This window comes from Achromobacter sp. JD-1, assembly GCF_038594925.1.
Taxonomy (GTDB): domain Bacteria; phylum Pseudomonadota; class Gammaproteobacteria; order Burkholderiales; family Burkholderiaceae_B; genus Achromobacter; species Achromobacter spanius_C.
In genome coordinates this window covers 124542-145097 of sequence record NZ_JBCGCS010000017.1, presented here as the reverse complement: position 1 = coordinate 145097, position 20556 = coordinate 124542, and the positions used below count along the sequence as shown (strand labels likewise).

Sequence of the window (20556 nt, the reverse complement as noted above, 5' to 3'; positions counted from 1 at the left end):
AAAAACGACCATACCGTGATGCTAGAAGTGTTACCTATGTCCCCGAACACCCGTTACCCATGTCCCCGGTCCATACACGCGTTCGGCCTTACGTTTCTTGCCCTGGCTTTCGCGCGCTTCACCTATCCTACGTAGGAAAGCGGGCGGCGATTTCCGCGATCAGGCGGCGGGCGGCTTCCAGCTTGTCGCCGGCGGGCAGGGGATGCGCGCCTTGTTCGTCGAACAACACCAGTTCGGTGGTGTCCGCGTCCATGACCTTGTGCGCCAGGTTGCCCACCAGCAGCGGGATGCCCTTGCGTTGGCGCTTGGCTTCGGCGTGCTCCGCCAGCTTTTCGGTTTCGGCTGCGAAGCCCACGCACCATGGGCCGTTTTCCAGCTTGGCCACTTCGGCCAGGATGTCCGGATTCGGTTCAAATTCCATCAGCGGCGCGCCGCCGCCTTCACTCGTTTTCTTCAGCTTTTGCGTGCTGACGTTCTTCACGCGCCAGTCGGCCACGGCGGCCACGGCAATGAAAATGTCGGCATCGGCCGCGCTGGCCATGACGGCGTCATGCATCTGGCGCGCGGTCATGACCGATAGCGCCGTCACACCGCGCGGTACGGGCAGGAACGTGGCGCCGGTAATCAAGGTAACGCGGGCACCGGCTTCGCGCGCGGCGCGGGCCAGGGCGTAACCGGTCTTGCCCGACGAACGGTTGCTCAGCACGCGCACGGGGTCCACGGGTTCAGACGTGGGGCCAGCGGTCAGCAACACGTGGCGGCCCGCCAGCAACTTGGGTTGGAAGAAGGCGATCAGGTCGGCCAGCAGTTCATGCGATTCCAGCATGCGGCCGTCACCAGTCTCACCGCAAGCCTGTTCGCCCGCCGACGGGCCCAGCACGCTGATGCCGTCAGCCCGCAATTGTTCAACATTGCGTTGGGTAGCCGGGTTGGCCCACATTTCGCGGTTCATGGCGGGCGCCACGAGTAACGGACAGGCACGTGCCAGGCACAACGTGGACAACAGGTCGTCGGCCATACCGTGCGCCAGCTTGGCCATGAAGTCGGCGCTGGCGGGCGCGATCAGCACGGCATCGGCGCCACGCGTCAGGTCGATGTGCGCCATGTTGTTGGGCACGCGCGCGTCCCAGGCGTCCACGAACACCGGCCGGCCCGACAGGGCTTGCATCGTCACAGGGGTGATGAAGTGCGTGGCCGCCTCGGTCATTACCACGTCCACGGTGGCGCCTTGTTCGGTCATGCGCCGCACCAGCTCGGCGATTTTGTAGCAGGCGATGCCCCCGGTCAGACCTAGGACAATGCGTTTGCGGGCGAGATCGAGCATGAGGGCGTGGCGGCGGTTCAGCGCCGTGAAAACGAGGAATGGACGGTGATTTTATTCTGCATTGCGGCATTGCGCCGTTCGCCATGCATTCAGGGGGTATCAAATAGGACAAAACCCTGCGTGAAGCACGGCGGCCGAGGCGTTGCGCCCCGGCTCGCCGTTCGGCTCGCCGTCCGGCTCAAGCCAGGTTTTAAATCCTGGCTGGCCTCGGTCAGGCTTGCGGCTTCTTGCGAGCGCGCAGCAGTTCGTCCAGCACCAACAGCACCGCGCCGCAGCTGATGCCGACGTCCGCCAGGTTGAAGGCGGGGAAGTAGGAGTCGTTCCAGTAGAACAGCAGAAAGTCCACTACGTGGCCATAGGCCACGCGGTCGATGACGTTGCCGACGGCGCCGCCCAAAATCAGCGTCAGCGCCAGGCTGAAGCGCGGTTGGCCGTGCGTGCGCCGCAAGATGATCGTGATGACCACGGCCGCCACGATTCCCAAGCCCGTGAACAGCCAACGCTGCCAGCCTTCTTCGGACGCCAGGAAGCTGAACGCGGCCCCCCGGTTGTACATCAGCGTGAAGTCGAACACCGGCAGCACGTTGACGCGTTCGCCATATTGGAACGAGGTGTTGAAGTACACCTTGGTCAACTGGTCCAGCACGATGATCAGCAAGGCCAGCGCCAGCCAGCCGCCCACGCGCGCCGGGGCGGCGCGGGCGGGCGCCGCGCCCGTCACTCCCGAATCGGAGGGGCGGGCCATGTTCACGCCTTGTCGCGGGCTTCGCCCGAGCCGAACAGGTTGGACACGCAGCGGCCGCAGATCTCGGGGTGGTCCGCGTCCTGGCCCACGTCAAGGCGCCAGTGCCAGCAGCGTTCGCACTTCTTGTGCGTGGACGGCGTGACGTCGATGCGGGTTTCGCCGTCGCCTGCATGCACGGTGGCGCGCGACACGATCAGCACGAAGCGCAGGTCGTCGCCCAGGCTGGCCAGCAATTGCTGGTCGTCGCCGCTGGCGTAAAGATCCACTTCGGCTTGCAACGACGAACCGATGTCGCCCGCCGTGCGCACTTCTTCCAGCTTGCGCTGGACCTCGGCACGGATGGCGCGCAGGCGCGTCCACTTTGCCGACAGCGCATCGGCATCGGCAAACGGCGGCAGCGCGTGATAGACCTCGGTGAAGATCGTCGTGCGGGCGGCGTCGGCCTGGTGCTTGAGCGCCGAGCCCACCAGTTCCTTCCAGGCTTCTTCGGCCGTGAAGGACAGGATCGGCGCCATCAGCTTGAGCAGCGTCTGGGTGATGTCCAGCAGCGCCGTCTGTGCCGAGCGGCGCGCCACGCTATTGGGCGCCGACGTGTACAGGCGGTCTTTCAGGATGTCCAGGTAGAACGCGCCCAGGTCTTCCGAGCAGAACGTCTGCAAGCGCGAGACCGCCGGGTGGAAATCGTAGCGTTCGTAGTTGGCCTGCACTTCGGACTGCATCTGCGCCGTCATCGCCAGCGCGTAGCGGTCGATTTCGAACAGATCACCATACGGCACCGCCTGCGACACCGCATCGAAGTCGGCCACGTTGGCCAGCAGGAAGCGCAGCGTGTTGCGGATGCGGCGGTAGCCCTCGACCACGCGCTTCAGGATTTCGTCCGAGATGGACAGTTCGCCCGAGTAATCGGTGGAAGCGACCCACAAGCGCAGGATTTCGGCGCCCAGCGAGTCCGACACCTTTTGGGGTGCGATCACGTTGCCCACCGACTTGCTCATCTTGCGGCCCTGGCCGTCCACCACGAAGCCGTGCGTCAGCAGCGCCTTGTAGGGCGGTTGGCCATACAGCATGCAGCCCGTCAGCAGCGACGAATGGAACCAGCCGCGATGCTGGTCCGAGCCTTCCAGGTACAGGTCGGCGGGCCAGCCGAGTTCAGCGCCGTGGGAACCGGCGAACTCGCCGTCCTTGCCGCCCAATACCGTGGCGTGCGTGCTGCCGGAATCGAACCACACGTCGAGCGTGTCGCGGTTCTTTTCGTACTGGTCGGCTTCATCGCCGAGCAGGTCGCGCGGTTCAATGGCTTGCCAGGCTTCGATGCCGTCTTTCTCCACGCGCTGCGCCACTTGTTCCAGCAGTTCAGACGTGCGCGGATGCAGTTCGCCGGTTTCCTTGTGCACGAAGAAGGCCATCGGCACGCCCCACTGGCGTTGGCGCGACAGGGTCCAATCCGGGCGGTTGGCGATCATGGCGTGCAAACGGGCGCGGCCCCAGGCCGGGTAGAAGGCCGTGGCGTCGATGCCGGCCAAGGCCGATTCGCGCAGGGTCGGGCCGCCGTCTTTCGGGGCCACGTCCATGCCGGCGAACCATTGGCTGGTGGCGCGGTAGATGATCGGCGTCTTGTGGCGCCAGCAGTGCATGTAGCTGTGCTTGTGCTTTTCGACGTGCATCAGCGCGCCGGCTTCAGTCAGCGCTTCGACGATCTTGGGGTTGGCGTCCCAGATGGACAGGCCGCCGAACAGCGCCAGGCTGTCCACGTACTTGCCGTCGCCCATGACGGGGCTGATGAAGTCGGTGTCCTTCATGCCGTGCGCCTTGCACGACACAAAGTCCTCGATGCCGTAGGCTGGGGCCGAGTGCACGACGCCCGTGCCCGAGTCGGCCGTGACATAGTCGCCCAGGTAGATCGGCGCGCGGCGGTCGTAGGCGTCGTTGAACTGCGCCAGCGGATGGCGGAATTCAATTTCGGACAGCGCTTCGCCGGGTGCCGTGGCGATGATTTCGCCTTCCAGGTTCCACGACTTCAGGCAGGCTTCGACGCGGTCTTTCGCGACGAGCAGCAGCGGGCCGAATTTGGGCACTGGCGACACACGCACCAGCGCGTATTCGATTTCCGGATGCACGTTCAGCGCCTGGTTGGACGGGATGGTCCAGGGCGTGGTGGTCCAGATGACGATGGCGCCGTCATCCACCGAATCCAGCTTGAACGCCGCCGCCAGCTTGGCGGGTTCGGCGAACGGGAAGGCGACGTCAACGGCGGGGTCGACGCGGTCGGCGTATTCGACTTCGGCTTCGGCCAAGGCCGAGCCACAGTCAAAGCACCAGTTCACGGGCTTTAGGCCGCGAAACACGTAGCCCTTGTCAAGGATGCGGCCCAGCGCGCGGATCTCGTCGGCTTCATTGCTGAAGTTCATGGTCATGTACGGGCGATCCCATTCGCCCAGCACACCCAGCCGCTTGAAATCCTTGCGCTGGCGGTCGATCTGCTCAAGCGCGTAGGCGCGAGCTTTCGACTGCACTTCCGCCACGGGCAGGTGCTTGCCGAATTTCTTTTCGATCTGGATTTCGATCGGCATGCCATGGCAATCCCAGCCCGGCACGTAATGCGCGTCGTAGCCGGCCATGTTGCGGCTCTTGACGATGATGTCCTTCAGGATCTTGTTGACCGCGTGGCCGATGTGAATGTCGCCGTTCGCATAGGGCGGGCCGTCGTGCAGCACGAAACGGGGCCGGCCGCGGCTGGCTGCTCGGATCGCCTGGTAGACGTGGTTTTCCTCCCATTGCGAAATCCAGGCGGGCTCGCGCTTGGCAAGGTCGCCCCGCATGGGGAAGGGGGTATCGGGCAGGTTGAGGGTCTTTTTATAGTCCATGAACGGCAAAATAAGCGCGCGCGTTTCGCGCGTCTTCGGCGATGGCGGCAGTCAGGGAAGGGAGGTCAGGAAATTTTTCTTCGTCCCGCAGCTTGTGCAGGAATTCGACGCGTACGAGTTTACCGTAAGCATTGATCGTGTCTTCGAGCAGGTGTGACTCAAGTAGCACTCTGCCACGGTCTTCGACGGTTGGGCGCACGCCCAGGCTGGCCACGGCGGGCAGGGGCCGGTCGGCCAGCCCATAGACCTGCACCACGTAAATGCCCGAGCGCGCGGCGCAGCGTTCGGCCACGCGCAGGTTCATGGTGGGGTAGCCCAGGGTGCGGCCCAGCTTCTGGCCGTGGATGACGTGGCCGCTGATATGGAAGGGGTGGCCCAGCAGGTGGCGGGCGCGGTCCAGATCGCCCACGGCCAGCGCCGTGCGCACCTCGGAACTTGAAATGCGATGGCCTTGCTGGTCGGTCACGTCCGCCAGTGTCTGCACTTCGAAGCCGTGGTGCATGCCGGCTTCGCGCAGCAGATCGATGTCGCCGCTGCGCTTGTGGCCAAAACGGAAGTCTTCGCCCACCAGCAGCCATTTGGTTTGCAGGCCCTGTACCAGAAGGTTTTCGATGAAGGCATTGGCCGACATTTCAGCCAGGCGGGCGTTGAACCGCTGCACCACCACTTGGGACACGCCATAGCGGGCCAGCGCCGACAGCTTGTCGCGCAAGCCCGAGACTCGGGTGGGCGCCAATTCGGGGCGTTGGTTCAGCGTGGCGAAATACTCCCGGGGATGCGGCTCGAAGGTCATCACGGAAGGGGTAAGACCGCGCTCGCGAGCGGCTTGGCAGACGCGAGCCAGCATGGCTTGATGCCCGCGATGGACGCCGTCGAAATTGCCGATCGTCAGCGCGCAAGGAGCGCGCCGGTCGGGCGGAGGCAGGGATCGGTAGATACGCAGGGATGGTTTCACGAGCGAGAGTTTACAATTTTGGATTCCGGGTTTGTTCCAATCCCCCCAATCAGTTGTGCGCCAGCGGGTTTTCATGGCGCTTGAATGATGGCGGACAAGCCCGCGGGCACACGCGAACCGCGTCCTTTCTGGGGCGCGTGGGGGGCAATCTTTGGATTCTTTATCTTGCCGGACACACAACTTACCAAGCGCCGCCTTGTCATCCTGATCTCGGGGCGGGGCAGCAACATGCAGGCGCTGGCCGAAGCCTGCCGCAACGAGGGCTGGCCGGCCGACATCGCCGCCGTCATCGCCAGCCGACCGGATGCGGGCGGCCTGGAGTGGGCCGCCGCCCAAGGCATCCCCACGGCAGCGCTGTACCACAAGGACTACCCCAGCCGCGAGGCTTTCGATGCTGCCCTGGCCGCCGAAATCGATCGCTATGCGCCTGATTACGTCATCCTGGCCGGTTTCATGCGCGTGCTGACGCCAGGCTTCGTCAACCATTACGCCGGCCGCCTGGTCAACATCCACCCATCGCTGTTGCCGGCATTTCCTGGCCTGCATACGCATGCCCAAGCCTTGGCCACCGGCGTGCGCGTGCATGGCTGCACCGTGCATTTCGTGACCCCGGTCCTGGACCACGGCCCCATCATTGCCCAGGGCTGTGTGCCGGTTTTGGCTGGGGATACGCCGGAACTGCTGGCCAACCGCGTGCTGGCCGTGGAACATCAGGCTTTTCCGGCTGCCGTGCGCTGGTTGGCCGAAGGCCGGGTTACCCTGACAAACGACCATCGGGTGGACGTGCAGGGGGATCCCGCACGCCTTTTCACCTGGTCGCCGGCCGCCTGAGCGGCCCTGAATCGCTTTTATCGGGCGGAACTCCTCCGCCCTACTGGAACACACCATGACTAAACCCCAATCTCCGCGTTCTCGTCCGGCAGGCTCCCCGAGGGCCGCCTCCGAAGGGCGCGACGGTCGGTCCTTCTTCTCGCGTCCCAAGGGCGAAGCCCGCGAGGCGCCGGTGCGCGAACGCGCCGAACGGGGGCGTGAAGAGCGCCCCAGCCGCGATGCCGGCCGCCCGGCGCCCCGTCCGTCGTTTGACGCGCCGCGTGGCGACAGCCGTGGCGAACGCGGCGGCTTCGGCGGCGACCGCCGCGAAGGCCAGGGCCAAGGCCGCCCGGCGCCCCGTCCGTCCTACGACGCCCCGCGTGGTGAAAACCGCGGTGGTGAGCGGGCATCCTACGGTTCGGAGCGCCGTAGCGGCCAGGGACAAGGCCAGGGTCAAGGTCAGGGCCGACCGGATTCCCGTCCGTCGTACGGCAACGCCCCGCGTGGCGAGAACCGTAGCGGTGAACGTGGTTCCTATGGCTCGAAGCGCCGTGAAGGCTCGGGTCGTCCGGATTCGCGCCCGTCGTACGGCAACGCCCCGCGTGGCGAGAACCGTAGCGGTGAACGCGGCTCCTATGGTTCCGATCGCCGGGAAGGCGCCGGCCGTCCAGATTCACGCCCGTCGTACGGTAATGGCCCGCGTGGCGACAGCCGTGGCGGCGAACGTGGTTCCTATGGCTCGGAGCGTCGCGAAGGCTCGGGCCGCCCGGATTCGCGCCCGTCGTATGGCAATGGCACGCGTGGCGACAGCCGTGGCGGTGAGCGTGGTTCCTATGGCTCGGAGCGTCGTGAAGGCTCGGGCCGCCCGGATTCGCGCCCGTCGTACGGCAATGGCCCGCGCGGTGACAGCCGTGGCGGTGAACGCGGTTCCTATGGATCGGAGCGCCGTGAAAGCGAGGACCGTTCGGATTCGCGTCCGTCCTATGACGGCCCGCGCGGCGACGACCGTGGTGAACGCGGCCAATATGCTGGCCAACGTGGTGGCGATGCCCATCAGGGCAGTCGTGATCAGAACGCGCCAAAGCCGCAGTTCAATCGTCCCCGCCAGTCTTATGCAGCCATCCGCATCGACCAAGTCCAGCGTGTTTTGGGCGAAATCCTGCAATGGACCTATCCGGCTGATGCCGCGCTGTCGCACTGGCTGCGTCACCACCCCAACCTGGGCGCGCGCGATCGCTCCGAGGTTGCCGAGGCCGTCTATGATGTGCTGCGCCATCTGCGCCGTTATCGCCAGTTTGGCGAAAGCGGCGTGGGACCCGCATCGCGCCGCCTGGCCATCCTGGGCCTGAACGCGACGCTGGGTGCCGAGGCGCTGGAAGAGGGCATGGACGCCGCTGAGGCCGAATGGCTCAAGCGCGTGTCGCAAATTGACCTGTCGACCTTGCCGCGGGCCATTCGCGGCAGCATTCCCGACTGGCTGGATGAGCGCCTGGCGCTGATGGACAGCCCGGACACCCTCGTCGAAGCGCTGAATCGCCAGGCCAGCCTGGACCTACGCGTAAACCCCCTCAAGGTTGAACGCGACGCCATGCTGACCGAATTGCAGCAAAGCGCCGGCCGCTACGAACCCGTAGCCATGCCGTATTCGCCGTGGGGCATCCGCATGGAAGGGCGCCCTGCCATCAACCGCTGGCCGCAGTTCGAAAACGGCAGCATCGAAGTGCAGGACGAAGGTAGCCAGTTGCTGGCGCTGCTGGTCGCGCCGCGCCGTGGCGAAATGATCATCGATTTCTGCGCGGGCGCCGGCGGCAAAACGCTGCTGCTGGGGGCGCTGATGCGCTCCACCGGCCGCCTGTACGCCTTCGACGTCTCGGCCGCCCGTCTCGCGCGCGCCAAGCCCCGTTTCGCGCGCAGTGGCTTGTCCAACGTGGTGCCTGTCGTGATCGACAGCGAAAACGATTCCCGCGTGAAGCGCCTGGCCGGCAAGGCCCAGCGCGTGCTGGTCGATGCGCCGTGCAGCGGCATCGGCACCTTGCGCCGCAATCCTGACCTGAAGTGGCGCCAGCACCCCCAGGCGCTGGCTGAACTGGGGCAGTTGCAAGAGCGCATCCTGAATAGTGCCGCCCGTTGCGTGGCGCCGGGTGGACGTCTGGTCTATGCCACCTGCAGCCTGTTGGCGGAAGAAAACGAGGTGCAGGCCGAACGTTTCCTGGCCAGCCACCCTGATTTCGAACGTCTTGATGCCGCCGAAATCCTGGCCTCGCGCTGCGAAACGCTGAAGCTGGAAGGCCCGTATCTGCAATTGCGTCCCGACGTGCATGGCACCGACGGCTTTTTCGCGGCGGTATTCGAGCGCAAAAAGAAGGGCGCGGCAGCGGAGCCGGCGGCGGCAGGCGTAGCGGTTGACGCTGACCTGGCGGAAGACGGCAGCCAGGAAGTGCTGGCGGAAAGCGGGGTCGAGGCCACGCCGGTCGAAGCCGAGGCGGCTGAGGGTAAACCGGTGATGGAACCCATGGCTGATGCCGAGGCTGGCACCGAGGTAGACACCGGGGCTGACACCGAGGCACCGGGCAAGCCGGCCTGACACCCTGTGCGGCGCGCGCTGGCTATCTGGCCGGCGTGACGCCCACCGTGGCGCTGTAACGACGGGTGCCCAAGGTCTTGTTCTGGTATTTCACCTGCCAGGCCAGGGTATCCGAGCCCGGCTGATCGGCGATATAGACCACCTGGGACACCGCCACGGACTTATAGGCGCAGCGGCCAGAATCGCTGGATTGTCCGCGAGTCTGCACGATGCTGGCCTTGCCCAGGCGCGGCTTCTCCGTGATCACCACGTACGGTGCTCGCAGTGCCAGGCAGTCCGACCCTCGAATTTCGTAGTACGACGCCAACACGGCCACGTCACCCGACTTCATTGCCTGGGCGGACACGGGGGTGTGTAGCACCAGCGCAAGGAAGGCAAGGGCCGAAAACAATAAGGGACGGGTTTTTGTCAGCAGCATCAGTGGGGCAAATGAGACAGTTCGTCGGCATTTTAGGGGTGAAATTTTGCCCTGCGCATATGTCTTGGGAAAAACTGTCGGGGGAGACACCATGTATTCCCCCAGCGCCTTTGCTGACAGGAACTTTAATTGCGGATGGTGGCCAAAATCTGGTGTCTTTGCGAATACCCCGCAACTATCAGGGGTAGCCGGCCCAAAGCGCCGCATGTCCGCAAGGCTAGCCTCGCGATCTGCCTGAAGTGATCGCGAGAGTGGCTTTTTTTGCTCTAAAAGCAGGGCTTAGTCCTTGATTTCGCTCAAAAACTATTTTGAAACTACCTTGTCATAAGAAGGCAAAGGTAAGCTAAACTTCAGGCACTTAACAAGCGAGGCTCATAACAGCTTTATGGATTACATCCTCTCCTTCATTGCCGGCGGTCTGACCCAAGCCACTTGGTGGCAGATTGTCGTTTTCACCTTGGTCGTGACGCACATCACGATTGTTGCGGTCACCGTCTTCCTCCATCGCAGCCAAGCGCACCGTGGCCTGGATCTCCATCCAGCCGTCATGCATTTTTTCCGCTTCTGGCTCTGGATGACGACCGGCATGGTCACCAAGGAATGGGTTGCCATTCACCGCAAGCACCACGCCAAGTGCGAAAAGGAAGGCGATCCTCACTCGCCCATGCTGTTCGGCATCTGGAAGGTGCTGTTCCGCGGCGCGGAGCTGTACCGCGAAGAATCGAACAACAAGGAAACCATGGCCAAGTTCGGCCACGGTACGCCTGACGACTGGCTCGAACGCAACGTCTACAGCAAGCACAGCTTGTGGGGCGTGTTGTCCATGCTTGCCATCGACGTCGCCCTGTTCGGCGCTGTCGGCGTCACGGTGTGGGCGGTTCAGATGGCCTGGATTCCCTTCTGGGCAGCCGGCGTCGTCAACGGTATCGGCCACTACTGGGGCTACCGCAACTACAACAGCCCGGACACCAGCACCAACGTGTTCCCCTGGGGCATCGTGATTGGCGGCGAAGAGCTGCACAACAACCACCACGCCCACGGCACGTCGGCCAAGTTCTCGGCCAAGTGGTACGAGTTCGACATCGGCTGGGCCTACATCAACATCCTGAAGTTCTTTGGCCTGGCCAAGATCAAGAAGGTTGCGCCCAAGCTGAAGCTGGACGACACCCGCACCGGCATCGATCTGCGCACGCTGCAAGGCGTGATCACGCACCGCTACGAAGTCATGGCCCGCTACGCGGACGTGATCAAGAGCGCCGCTCGCGAAGAAATGAACAAGTTGAAGGCCTCGCGCCAGGAAGGCAACGCGGATTGCGGCTATACCAAGCTGCGTCAGGTGCGTAGTGCCCTGCACCGCAACGAGGACATCCTCCAGCCGGAAACCCTGGCTGCCGTGGACAGCGCCATTGCCCAGAACAAGTCGCTGTCGACGCTGGTGCAAATGCGTCGTGAACTCGGCCGCATCTGGGAAAGCTCCAGCGCCAGCAGCGAACAGCTTCTTCATGACCTGCAGGCCTGGTGCCAGCGCGCCCAGCAAAGCGGCATCGCCGGGCTCGAGCAATTTGCTCAACATCTGCGCCGCTACGCGGCATGATGCTAGAGAAGCTCAACCCTGAACAACGCGCCGCAGTAACGTTAGAACCGCAGCACGCCCTGGTCTTGGCCGGGGCGGGCAGCGGGAAGACCCGGGTACTCACTACCCGCATGGCCTGGCTGATTCAAACCGGCCAGGCCTCGCCTTTTGGGCTGCTGGCAGTCACGTTCACCAATAAGGCAGCCCGCGAAATGCTGGCGCGTATGTCGGCGATTCTGCCGATCGATACGCGTGGCTTGTGGATCGGCACGTTTCACGGTTTGTGCAACCGCATGCTGCGCGCGCACCACCGTGATGCCGGCTTGCCGCAAAGCTTCCAGATCCTGGATGTCACCGATCAGCTTGCCGCCATCAAGCGCCTGATGAAGGCCAATGGCGTCGACGATGAAAAGTACCCGCCGCGCGACGTGCAGCGCTTCATCAATGGTGCCAAGGAAGAAGGCCTTCGTCCGCAAGACGTGGAGGCCTACGATGCCCATCGCCGCCGCCTGATCGAGATCTATCAGCTTTACGAAGCCCAATGCCAGCGCGAAGGCGTGGTCGACTTCGCCGAGTTGCTGCTGCGGGCCTATGAGCTGCTGTCGCGCAATGCGCCGGTGCGCGAGCATTACCAGCGCCGCTTCCGCCACATTCTGGTGGACGAGTTCCAAGACACCAATACCCTGCAATACAAGTGGCTGCGCCTGTTGGCCGGTGGTGGCGCCGCCATCTTCGCCGTGGGCGACGATGACCAGTCCATCTACGCCTTCCGTGGCGCGAACGTCGGCAACATGTCCGACTTCGAGCGCGACTATGCGCATGGCACCGTGATTCGCCTGGAACAGAACTACCGTTCGTTCGGCCACATCCTGGATTCCGCCAACGCACTCATCGGCCACAACAGCGGCCGCCTGGGCAAGAACCTGTGGACGGACCAGGGCGAAGGCGAACCGGTGCGTGTCATCGAACAGCCTTCCGACGGCATGGAAGCCCAATGGATCGTGGACGAAATCCGTTCGCTCATTCATGACGGCAGCCTGCGCCGCGAGATCGCTGTTCTGTACCGCAGCAACGCGCAATCGCGCGTGATCGAGCACGCCATCTTCTCGGCCGGCATTCCGTACAAAGTCTATGGCGGGCTGCGCTTCTTCGAACGTCAGGAAATCAAGCACGCGCTGGCCTATCTGCGCTTGATGGCCAACCCGCACGACGATACCTCGTGGATGCGCGTCGTCAATTTCCCGACACGCGGCATTGGTGCGCGCACGCTGGAGCAACTGGCCGACGCAGCCCGCGCGCACGACACCAGCCTGTACGGCGCGGTGGCGTTGGTGGGCGGCAAGGGCGGTTCCAACCTGGCCCAGTTTGCCCAACTGATTCATCGCCTGATCGAAGAAACGCGCGACCTGCCTCTACCGGAAATGGTTGAGCACATGCTCGAGACCAGCGGCCTGAATGCCCATTACAAGGCGGAACGCGAAGGCGCCGAGCGGCTGGAAAACTTGAACGAGTTGATCACGGCCGCTGCGGTGTTTGCGTCCGAAGAAAACTACGACGGCATGCCTGCCGGTGTGGTGCCCGACCAGGCCACCTCGTCGACGCTGATGCCCGGCGTGGTTGACGCGCCCATCGTGGCTTCCGACGGGTTGACGCCGCTGGCGGGCTTCCTGTCGCACGCCGCACTGGAAGCGGGGGACAACCAGGCCCAACAAGGCCAGGACGCGGTCCAACTCATGACGGTGCATGCCGCCAAGGGTCTGGAATTCGACGCGGTCTTCATCACCGGCCTGGAAGAAGGGCTGTTCCCGCACGAGAACAGCATCCTGGAGCAGTCGGGGCTGGAAGAAGAGCGCCGTCTGATGTATGTGGCGATCACGCGCGCCCGGCAGCGCCTGTACATCAGCCTGGCCCAAAGCCGGATGCTGCATGGCCAGACGCGCTACGCGATGCGCTCGCGCTTCCTGGACGAGATTCCCGAAGAGCATCTGAAGTGGCTGTCGCCCAAGGCCGGCCTGGCGCCGCTCAGCAGCACGGGCGCTGGTTGGGGCGGTGGCAACCGTGGCGACGCATTCGGCCGCAAGGCCACCAATACCATTGCGCCGCGTCAACCTCGTGGCATCGCAAGCGGTGTCACGGTGGGCGACAAGCAGTATCGTGTGGGTCAGGGCGTGCATCACGCGCGGTTTGGCGATGGCACGATTATTGGCTTGAGCGGGGCCGGTCAGGACGCCCAGGCAGAAATCCAGTTTCGCGACGTGGGCGCCAAGACCTTGGCGCTGGGTATCGCGAAGCTTGATATTGTTCAGGGTTAAACATGGCCAACAACGAGTCCCCAAAAGCCGAGCTGGCGTCGCTGCGTGCCGAGATCGACGAAATCGACCAGCAAATCATGCTGCTGTTGGGCGTGCGCTTTCGCTGCACGGATATGCTGGGCGAACTGAAAACCAACCACGGCATGGACCTGGTGGACCCCGTCAGGGAAACCCAGCAGGTCGAGCGCATCCGCCGTTTGGCCGAAGAAGCGGGCGTGCCGCCTGCCTTGGCCGAAACCATCCTGCGTGAAGTGATCGACACCGTGGTCGATAATCACACCCGCCTGCGCGAACGTCCGTACTCGTAAACGGATGAGCGGGGGGCCTGTTGGCCCCCCGTTTTTTATTGCGTCAGGCTTCGCTTTGATCGATTTCTTCCAGCGAACCCTGGATTTCAAGCCATTGCTCTTCCAGTTCGTCCATGCGCTTGCCGTGTTCTCCGTGCTCGGCCATGACCTTCTGGCGTTCCGCGCGGCGCGCATCGGAATACAGATCGGCGTCGGCGATGATGGCGTCCAGCGCGTGCAGCTTGGCGCGCAGTTTTTCCATCTCGGCCTCGACCTTGGCCAGCTTCGATTCCAGCGGCTTGCGCAGCGCTGACAGGCGTTGGCGTTGTTCTGCCTCGGCCCGACGCTGCGCCTTCCGGTCTACAACGGGTTCGCTGCCTTCGGCGCTTTCGCGTGCGGCCTCCGCCCGTTCGCCGGCATTGCGCGCAGCCAGCCAATCCCGATAGTCTTCAAGGTCGCCGTCGAACTCGCGCACCGCGCCGTCCGCGACGATCCAGAAGCTGTCCACGGTGGTGCGCAGCAGGTGCCGGTCGTGCGAAACCAGCAGCATGCTGCCGCCGAAGTCGGCCAGCGCGGCGGCCAGGGCCTCGCGGGTTTCCACATCCAAGTGGTTGCTGGGTTCGTCCAGCAGCAGCAGGTTGGGTTTTTGCCAGACGATCAAGGACAGCGCCAGGCGCGCCTTTTCACCGCCGGACATCGGGCCGACCTTGCTGGTGACGGTGTCGCCGGAAAAGCCGAAGCCGCCCAGGTAATTGCGCAGTTCCTGTTCGCGCGTTTCCGGCGCCAGGCGCGCCAGATGGGCGATAGGCGTGCTGTCCACGTCCAGCATGTCCAGCTGATGCTGGTGAAAGTAGCCGATGGCCAAGCCGCGCGAGGCGCGGCGTTCTCCGGCCTGCACGGGGATTTCTTCCGCCAGGGTCTTGATCAGCGTGCTCTTGCCCGCGCCATTGGCGCCCAGCACCCCCACACGGCTGCCCGCGCGCACCATGAGCGTGACGTCGCGCAGGATGGGAATGGTGTTGCCCGCCGCGTCGGTATAGCCGGCGGACAAGTGCTCCAGCGTCAGCAGCGGGTCGGGCACCTGGTCAGGCGAGGGGATGCGAATGTCGATGCCCGCTTCCGCATGCAGCGGCGCCAGCACCTGCATGCGCGCCAGCGCCTTGACCCGGCTTTGCGCCTGCTTGGCCTTGGACGCCTTGGCCTTGAAGCGGTCAATGAAACCTTGCAGGCGCGCGGTTTCGCGGGTCTGGCGTTCGTAGGCAATATTGGTCTGGCGCAGGCGCTCGGCGCGTTGCGTCAGGAAATCACCATAACCCCCGCGATAGCGCACCAGTTTGGCGTGGTCGAAATGCAAGATGGACTTGGCCACCGCGTCCAGGAACTCGGTGTCGTGGGAGATCAGCATGACGGTGCCCGGATAGGCGCCCAGCCATTTCTCCAGCCACAGCATCGCGTCCAGATCCAGGTGGTTGGTGGGTTCGTCCAGCAGCAGCAGTTCGGACGGGGCCATCAGCGCGCTGGCCAAGGCCAGGCGCATGCGCCAGCCGCCGGAAAAACTCTCGACCGGCAGCATCCATTCGCTGGGCTTGAAACCCAGGCCGGCCAGCAACTGCTCGGCACGCGACGCGGCGCTCCAGGCGCCCGCTTCGATCAGCGCGGCTTCCACTTCGGCGATCTGCGTGCCTTGGTCGTCCGTGAGTTCGGCGCGGCGCGCCTGCAACTCACGCAGGTGCGTGTCGCCGTCAATGACGAATTCGCGGGCAGGGCGGTCGTCGGCATCCAGTTCCTGCTTGACGCTGGCGATACGCCAACCCGCGGGCAGGTTCACCGTGCCGGCGTCCAGGTCCAGCGCGCCGGTCAGCAGCGCGAACAGCGAGGACTTGCCCGCGCCGTTCTTGCCGACGATGCCAACGCGCTCGCCCGGGTGCACGACAAATTCAGCGTTATCCAACAGCACTTTCGTGCCACGGCGCAGGGTCAATCCAGTAGCGCGTATCACAGGCTGAGTTGCTCTTGGGTAAGCAGCAGGATCTGGTCCGAGGCTTCTTCCGTGTCCAGCCAGACGGGCGACAACTGTGGGAAGGCGGCTTCGAAGAAGTCGCGCTCGTGGCCGATCTCCAGCACGATCACGCCGTCGGGCGTCAGGTACTGGGGAGCCGCCGCCAGAATGCGCCGCACGAGGTCCATGCCGTCCTCGCCGCCGGCCAGCGCCAGATGCGGTTCATGGCGGTATTCCTGCGGCAACACATCCATGGAACCGCTGTTCACATAAGGCGGATTGCAGATGATGACGTCGTACTGGCGTGCGGGCAGGGAGTCGAACAGATTGCTTTCGTGCAGGTCCAGCCGGTCTTGCAGGCCGTAGTCGTCCACATTGCGACGGGCCACTTGCAGCGCGTCGGCCGACACATCCACCGCATCCACGTGGGCGTAGGGGAAGGCCATGGCCGACAGGATGGCCAGGCAGCCCGAACCGGTGCACATGTCCAGCACGTTTTCCACGGCGCTTGCGTCCTGCACCCAGGGTGAAAGCCCTTGGTCCAGCAGTTCGGCGATGGGCGAGCGCGGCACGATGACGCGCTTGTCCACGTAGAAGCGGTGACCGCGCAGCCAGGCCTCGTTGGTGAGGTAGGCGGCGGGTACGCGCTCGGTGACGCGGCGTTCCAGCAGGTCCAGCACGCGGTCACGTTCTTCACGAACGACGCGGGCATCCAAAAACGGTTCCAGCGTGTCCAGCGGCAGGTGCAGGGCGTGCAGCGTCAGGTAGACCGCCTCGTCCCAGGCGTTGTCGCTACCGTGCCCCAACGCCACCTGGGCGCTGTTCAGGCGCGATACCCCATAGCGGATGAGGTCACGCAGGGTCAGCAATTCTTGGCGGGCGGATTGATACATAACAGGCCTTGTATTCCCCGTTCAGTTTGCCGAAGCGGGGAAAAAACACCCCCCTCTGAAGGGGGGCAGAGCGTCCGCGTAGCGGCGTTTTACTTTGCTAAGAGCAGGTTTTCCAGCGTGCGGCGATAGATATTCTTCAGCGGCTCCAGCGAGGCCACTTCGATGCGTTCATTCACCTTGTGGATCGTGGCGTTGCCAGGGCCGAACTCAATCACCTGCGGGCAGATCTTGGCGATGAAGCGGCCGTCGGACGTGCCACCGGTGGTGGACAACTCGGCGGTGACGCCGGTTTCAGCATGAATGGCCTGCACCAGCGCATCCGTCAACGAACCGCGCGGGGTCAAGAACGGCTCGCCGCCCAGATCCCAGTCCAATTCATATTCCAGGCCGTGCTTGTCCAGCACCGCATGCACGCGCGACTTCAGGCTTTCCGGCGTGCTGGCCGTCGAGAAGCGGAAGTTGAACAGCGCCACGGCTTCGCCCGGCACCACGTTGGTAGCTCCCGTGCCCGAATTCAGGTTCGACACCTGGAACGTCGTGGGCGGGAAGTATTCGTTGCCCTGGTCCCATTCGATGCCGACGATCTCGGCCAGCGCCGGCGCCAACTGGTGCACCGGGTTGCGTGCCAGGTGTGGGTACGCCACGTGGCCCTGGATGCCCTTTACCGTCAACTTGCCCGACAAGGATCCACGGCGGCCGTTCTTGCAGGTGTCGCCCAGCACATCGCCGGAAGTCGGCTCGCCCACAATGCAGTAATCCAGCTTTTCGCCGCGTGCCTTCAAGGCGTCGCAAACGATGGCCGTACCGTCGATGGACGGGCCTTCTTCGTCCGACGTGATCAACAGCGCGATCGAACCGCCGTGCTGGGGGTGGGCCGCCACGAATTCCTCGGCTGCCACCACGAAGGCGGCAATCGAGCTTTTCATGTCGGCCGCCCCACGGCCGTACAGCCAGCCGTCGCGTTCGGTGGGCACGAACGGGTCGCTATCCCACTTTTCGCGCGGACCCGGAGGCACCACATCCGTGTGGCCGGCGAACACGGTCAGTGGCGCGGCGCTGCCGCGCCGGGCCCACAGATTGGTGACGCCGCCTTGTGCGATGGTCTCGCACGTGAAGCCGATGCGCTCCAGCCGGGCGGCAAGCGCCGCCTGGCAATCTTCGTCCGCCGGGGTGACCGACGGACGGGCGATCAGGTCCTTGACCAGATCCAGTACGGCAGACGTGCTCATTACGCCCTCAGCAGATCATTGATGCTGGTCTTGGCGCGCGTTTGCGCATCGACACGCTTGACGATGACGGCGCAAGCCAGGCTGTGCGAGCCATCAGCCGACGGCAGCGAGCCCGGCACCACGACCGAACCCGAGGGCACGCGGCCGTACGTGATCTTGCCCGTGGCGCGGTCATAAATCTTGGTGCTTTGCGAGAGGAACACGCCCATGGCCAGCACCGAGTTTTCTTCCACGACCACGCCTTCAACGACTTCCGAGCGGGCGCCGATGAAGCAGTTGTCTTCAATGATGGTGGGGTTGGCTTGCAGCGGCTCCAGCACGCCGCCAATGCCCACGCCGCCCGACAGGTGGACGTTCTTGCCGATCTGGGCGCACGAACCGACGGTGGCCCAGGTGTCGACCATGGTGCCTTCGTCGACGTAGGCGCCAATGTTCACGTAGGACGGCATCAGCACGACGTTGCGGCCGATGAAGGCGCCGCGGCGGGCGACGGCGGGCGGCACCACGCGGTAGCCGCCTTGCTTGAAGGCGTTGTCGCCGTATTCCGAGAACTTGAGCGGCACCTTGTCGTAGAACTGCAGCGGGGCTTCGCCCATGATGGCGTTGTCGCTCAGGCGGAACGACAGCAGCACGGCCTTCTTGATCCACTGGTGCACAACCCAGTCGTCGTTGATTTTTTCAGCCACGCGCAGGCGGCCCAGATCCAGCCCGTCGATGGTGTGTTCCACCGCCTCGCGCACCTCGGCGCTGGCGTCGGCGGGCGTCAGGTTGGCCCGGTCGTCCCAGGCTTTTTCGATGGTGGTCTGCAGGTCGAGAGTCATAGCGGCTCAGCTTTTAAAGGTTGATCAAACAGAAGTGTGTACAAAATGGGCGATGCGCTCGGCTGCCTGCACGCAGTCAGCCAAGGGCGCCACCAGCGCAATACGAATGCGGCCCTGGCCGGGATTCACGCCATGTGCCTCCCGCGCCAGAAAACTGCCCGGCAGAACGGTAACACCCGTGCGGCCGTAAAGGTCGCGCGCGAACGCCGTATCCGAGCCCGGCGTGGCCGCCCACAGGTAAAAAGAAGCCTGCGGCCGTGACACATCCAGCACGTTTTCCAGAATGGGCACCACCGCGTCGAACTTTTCACGGTACAGGCGCCGGTTGTCTTTCACGTGCGCCTCGTCAGTCCAGGCGGCGATACTGGCGGCCGATACCAGCGGGCTCATGGCACTGCCATGATACGTGCGATACAGCAGAAAGCGGCCGATCAGCGCGGCGTCACCCGCCACGAAGCCGGAACGCAGGCCCGGCACGTTGGAGCGCTTGGACAGGCTGGAAAAGCACACCAGGTTGCGGTAGTCGTCCCGGCTCAGGCGGCGCGCCGCCTGCAGGCCGCCCAGCGGGGCGTCGCCTTCATCCAGGTAGATCTCGGAATAGCACTCGTCCGACGCAATGACAAAACCGTGGCGGTCAGACAGCTTGAACAGCGTTTCCCATTCGTCCAGCGACATGACGTTGCCGGCCGGGTTGCCCGGCGAGCACACGAACACCAGCCGCGTCTTCTTCCAGACGGCGTCGGGCACCTGGTTCCAGTCGCTGGCGAAGTTGCGCAGCGCGTCGGCGTTGACGAAGTAAGGCGTGGCGCCCGCCAGCAGGGTGGCGCCTTCGTAGATCTGGTAGAACGGGTTGGGGCAGATCACCACCGAACCGGCCGACGGGTCGATCACAGTCTGGGTGAAGGCGAACAGCGCTTCGCGCGAGCCCAGCGCCGGCAGCACCTGGGTGTCGGCGTCGGGTGCGGGAATGCTGTAGCGGCGCGCCAACCAGTCCGATATCGCCTGACGCAGCGCCGGGTCGCCCTTGGTCGAGGGGTAGACCGACAAGCCTTCCATATGGTTGCGGATCGCCTCCGCCACGCGCTCGGGCGCGGCGTGCTTGGGCTCGCCAATCGACAAATTGATAGGCGTCAGGCCGTCCGGCTGCGAGCTGGCAGAGGCCAGCAACGCGCGCAATTTTTCGAACGGGTAGGGGTGTAAAGCATCGAGGCGCGGATTCATGACGCAAGATTTTAACAAGCAAGCTACAATAGCGGGCTTGACCTTTAGCGAAGGTGGCGAAATTGGTAGACGCACCAGGTTTAGGTCCTGACGCCGTAACAGGTGTAGGGGTTCGAGTCCCCTCCTTCGCACCACTAATATGACAAAACCCCCTGGCTGTTCAGCCAGGGGGTTTTTTGCTTTTGGGCCAGCTGGGCTGGTCCCTCGGATTCAGCCGGTCAGTTCTTGAGCTTCACGCGGTCGCGCCGCTTTTCCGTGCGCTGCTCAACATCGCGGCCCAGTTCCACGTCCAACTGGATCGCCGCGTGCACCTTGGCGCGGGTGGCTTCAATGCGGTGGGCGCAGGCCCAGCCACGGCTGGCCGCAACTTCAAGCTTCTTATCCAGTTCCAAATGACGGCGACGCTTGTTCTCGGTCGACATATTGCTGAGTTCTTGATCGGTGATTAAGCGCATGGGAATCCTCTTTCGGCTTGGTGGGTGGAGTTTCAGAATGCGCGTAGTTTGCCTGCTTGCAAAATT

The 20556-nt window shown here is 64.1% G+C and carries 16 protein-coding genes and 1 tRNA gene; 6 read left to right on the top strand and 11 right to left on the bottom strand.

All coding sequences use genetic code 11. The features are described 5' to 3' along the window. Positions 1-127 precede the first annotated feature (127 nt). The 4 genes from coaBC to WBR68_RS23275 all read right to left on the bottom strand — a co-directional run bounded on the left by coaBC (position 128) and on the right by WBR68_RS23275 (position 5888). Entirely contained in the window at positions 128-1324 is a 1197-nt protein-coding gene (gene coaBC, locus WBR68_RS23290; protein ID WP_230695372.1) for a bifunctional phosphopantothenoylcysteine decarboxylase/phosphopantothenate--cysteine ligase CoaBC, read from the bottom strand. A gap of 211 nt (positions 1325-1535) precedes the next feature. After that, the gene (lspA, locus tag WBR68_RS23285; RefSeq protein ID WP_050445248.1) at positions 1536-2069 is read right to left on the bottom strand and encodes a signal peptidase II; all 534 of its coding nucleotides are present in this window, start codon (positions 2067-2069) and stop codon (positions 1536-1538) included. 2 nt (positions 2070-2071) lie between these two features. After that, on the bottom strand, positions 2072-4933 hold the full coding sequence (gene ileS, locus WBR68_RS23280) for an isoleucine--tRNA ligase (protein WP_230695371.1): 2862 nt from the start codon (positions 4931-4933) through the stop codon (positions 2072-2074). Next, positions 4923-5888 carry a bifunctional riboflavin kinase/FAD synthetase gene (locus tag WBR68_RS23275; protein WP_050445250.1) on the bottom strand — a complete coding sequence of 322 codons (966 nt, stop codon included), beginning with the start codon at positions 5886-5888 and terminating at the stop codon, positions 4923-4925. The genes ileS and WBR68_RS23275 overlap by 11 nt, the downstream gene beginning before the upstream one ends. Positions 5889-6053: 165 nt before the next feature. On the opposite strand from WBR68_RS23275, the gene purN reads away from it, so the two are divergent. Beyond that, entirely contained in the window at positions 6054-6719 is a 666-nt protein-coding gene (gene purN, locus WBR68_RS23270; RefSeq protein WP_050445392.1) for a phosphoribosylglycinamide formyltransferase, read from the top strand. A gap of 1099 nt (positions 6720-7818) precedes the next feature. Beyond that, complete coding sequence (locus tag WBR68_RS23265; protein WP_370641271.1) at positions 7819-9282, top strand: RsmB/NOP family class I SAM-dependent RNA methyltransferase; 1464 nt, start codon at positions 7819-7821, stop codon at positions 9280-9282. A gap of 22 nt (positions 9283-9304) precedes the next feature. Here the strand turns inward: WBR68_RS23265 and WBR68_RS23260 are convergent, their stop codons facing one another. Further along, on the bottom strand, positions 9305-9628 hold the full coding sequence (locus WBR68_RS23260; protein WP_230695369.1) for a hypothetical protein: 324 nt from the start codon (positions 9626-9628) through the stop codon (positions 9305-9307). Positions 9629-10085: 457 nt separating this feature from the next. On the opposite strand from WBR68_RS23260, the gene WBR68_RS23255 reads away from it, so the two are divergent. Genes WBR68_RS23255 through WBR68_RS23245 form a run of 3 tightly spaced genes read left to right on the top strand, consistent with a single transcriptional unit; the run spans position 10086 to position 13893 of the window. Continuing rightward, positions 10086-11294 (top strand): DesA family fatty acid desaturase, encoded by a 1209-nt coding sequence (locus tag WBR68_RS23255; protein WP_050445253.1) that lies wholly within the window; start codon positions 10086-10088, stop codon positions 11292-11294. Next, positions 11291-13585: a UvrD-helicase domain-containing protein gene (locus WBR68_RS23250; protein ID WP_127184992.1), complete on the top strand. Its 2295-nt coding sequence runs from the start codon at positions 11291-11293 to the stop codon at positions 13583-13585. Before WBR68_RS23255 ends, WBR68_RS23250 begins: the two co-directional genes overlap by 4 nt. 2 nt (positions 13586-13587) lie before the next feature. Then, the gene (locus WBR68_RS23245; protein WP_050445255.1) at positions 13588-13893 is read left to right on the top strand and encodes a chorismate mutase; all 306 of its coding nucleotides are present in this window, start codon (positions 13588-13590) and stop codon (positions 13891-13893) included. 43 nt (positions 13894-13936) lie between these two features. Here WBR68_RS23245 and WBR68_RS23240 read toward each other — a convergent pair whose 3' ends face one another. The 5 genes from WBR68_RS23240 to dapC all read right to left on the bottom strand — a co-directional run bounded on the left by WBR68_RS23240 (position 13937) and on the right by dapC (position 20035). Further along, positions 13937-15871, bottom strand: coding sequence for an ABC-F family ATP-binding cassette domain-containing protein (locus WBR68_RS23240; protein WP_127184991.1), 1935 nt, complete (start codon positions 15869-15871; stop codon positions 13937-13939). Beyond that, positions 15868-16764 carry a 50S ribosomal protein L3 N(5)-glutamine methyltransferase gene (gene prmB / locus WBR68_RS23235; RefSeq protein WP_050445258.1) on the bottom strand — a complete coding sequence of 299 codons (897 nt, stop codon included), beginning with the start codon at positions 16762-16764 and terminating at the stop codon, positions 15868-15870. The genes WBR68_RS23240 and prmB overlap by 4 nt, the downstream gene beginning before the upstream one ends. Before the next feature lie 89 nt (positions 16765-16853). Continuing rightward, positions 16854-17993 (bottom strand): succinyl-diaminopimelate desuccinylase, encoded by a 1140-nt coding sequence (dapE, locus tag WBR68_RS23230; RefSeq protein WP_230695368.1) that lies wholly within the window; start codon positions 17991-17993, stop codon positions 16854-16856. Next, positions 17993-18814 carry a 2,3,4,5-tetrahydropyridine-2,6-dicarboxylate N-succinyltransferase gene (gene dapD, locus WBR68_RS23225; protein WP_230695367.1) on the bottom strand — a complete coding sequence of 274 codons (822 nt, stop codon included), beginning with the start codon at positions 18812-18814 and terminating at the stop codon, positions 17993-17995. Before dapD ends, dapE begins: the two co-directional genes overlap by 1 nt. 24 nt (positions 18815-18838) lie before the next feature. Beyond that, positions 18839-20035 (bottom strand): succinyldiaminopimelate transaminase, encoded by a 1197-nt coding sequence (dapC, locus tag WBR68_RS23220; RefSeq protein ID WP_230695366.1) that lies wholly within the window; start codon positions 20033-20035, stop codon positions 18839-18841. Positions 20036-20082: 47 nt separating this feature from the next. Between dapC and WBR68_RS23215 the strand changes: the two genes are divergently transcribed. Further along, positions 20083-20169, top strand: a tRNA-Leu gene (locus WBR68_RS23215). An 84-nt stretch (positions 20170-20253) separates the two neighbouring features. Here the strand turns inward: WBR68_RS23215 and WBR68_RS23210 are convergent. Beyond that, a complete protein-coding gene (locus WBR68_RS23210; RefSeq protein ID WP_127184987.1) occupies positions 20254-20490 on the bottom strand; it encodes a toluene tolerance protein in 237 nt (78 codons plus the stop codon). Positions 20491-20556 lie beyond the last annotated feature (66 nt).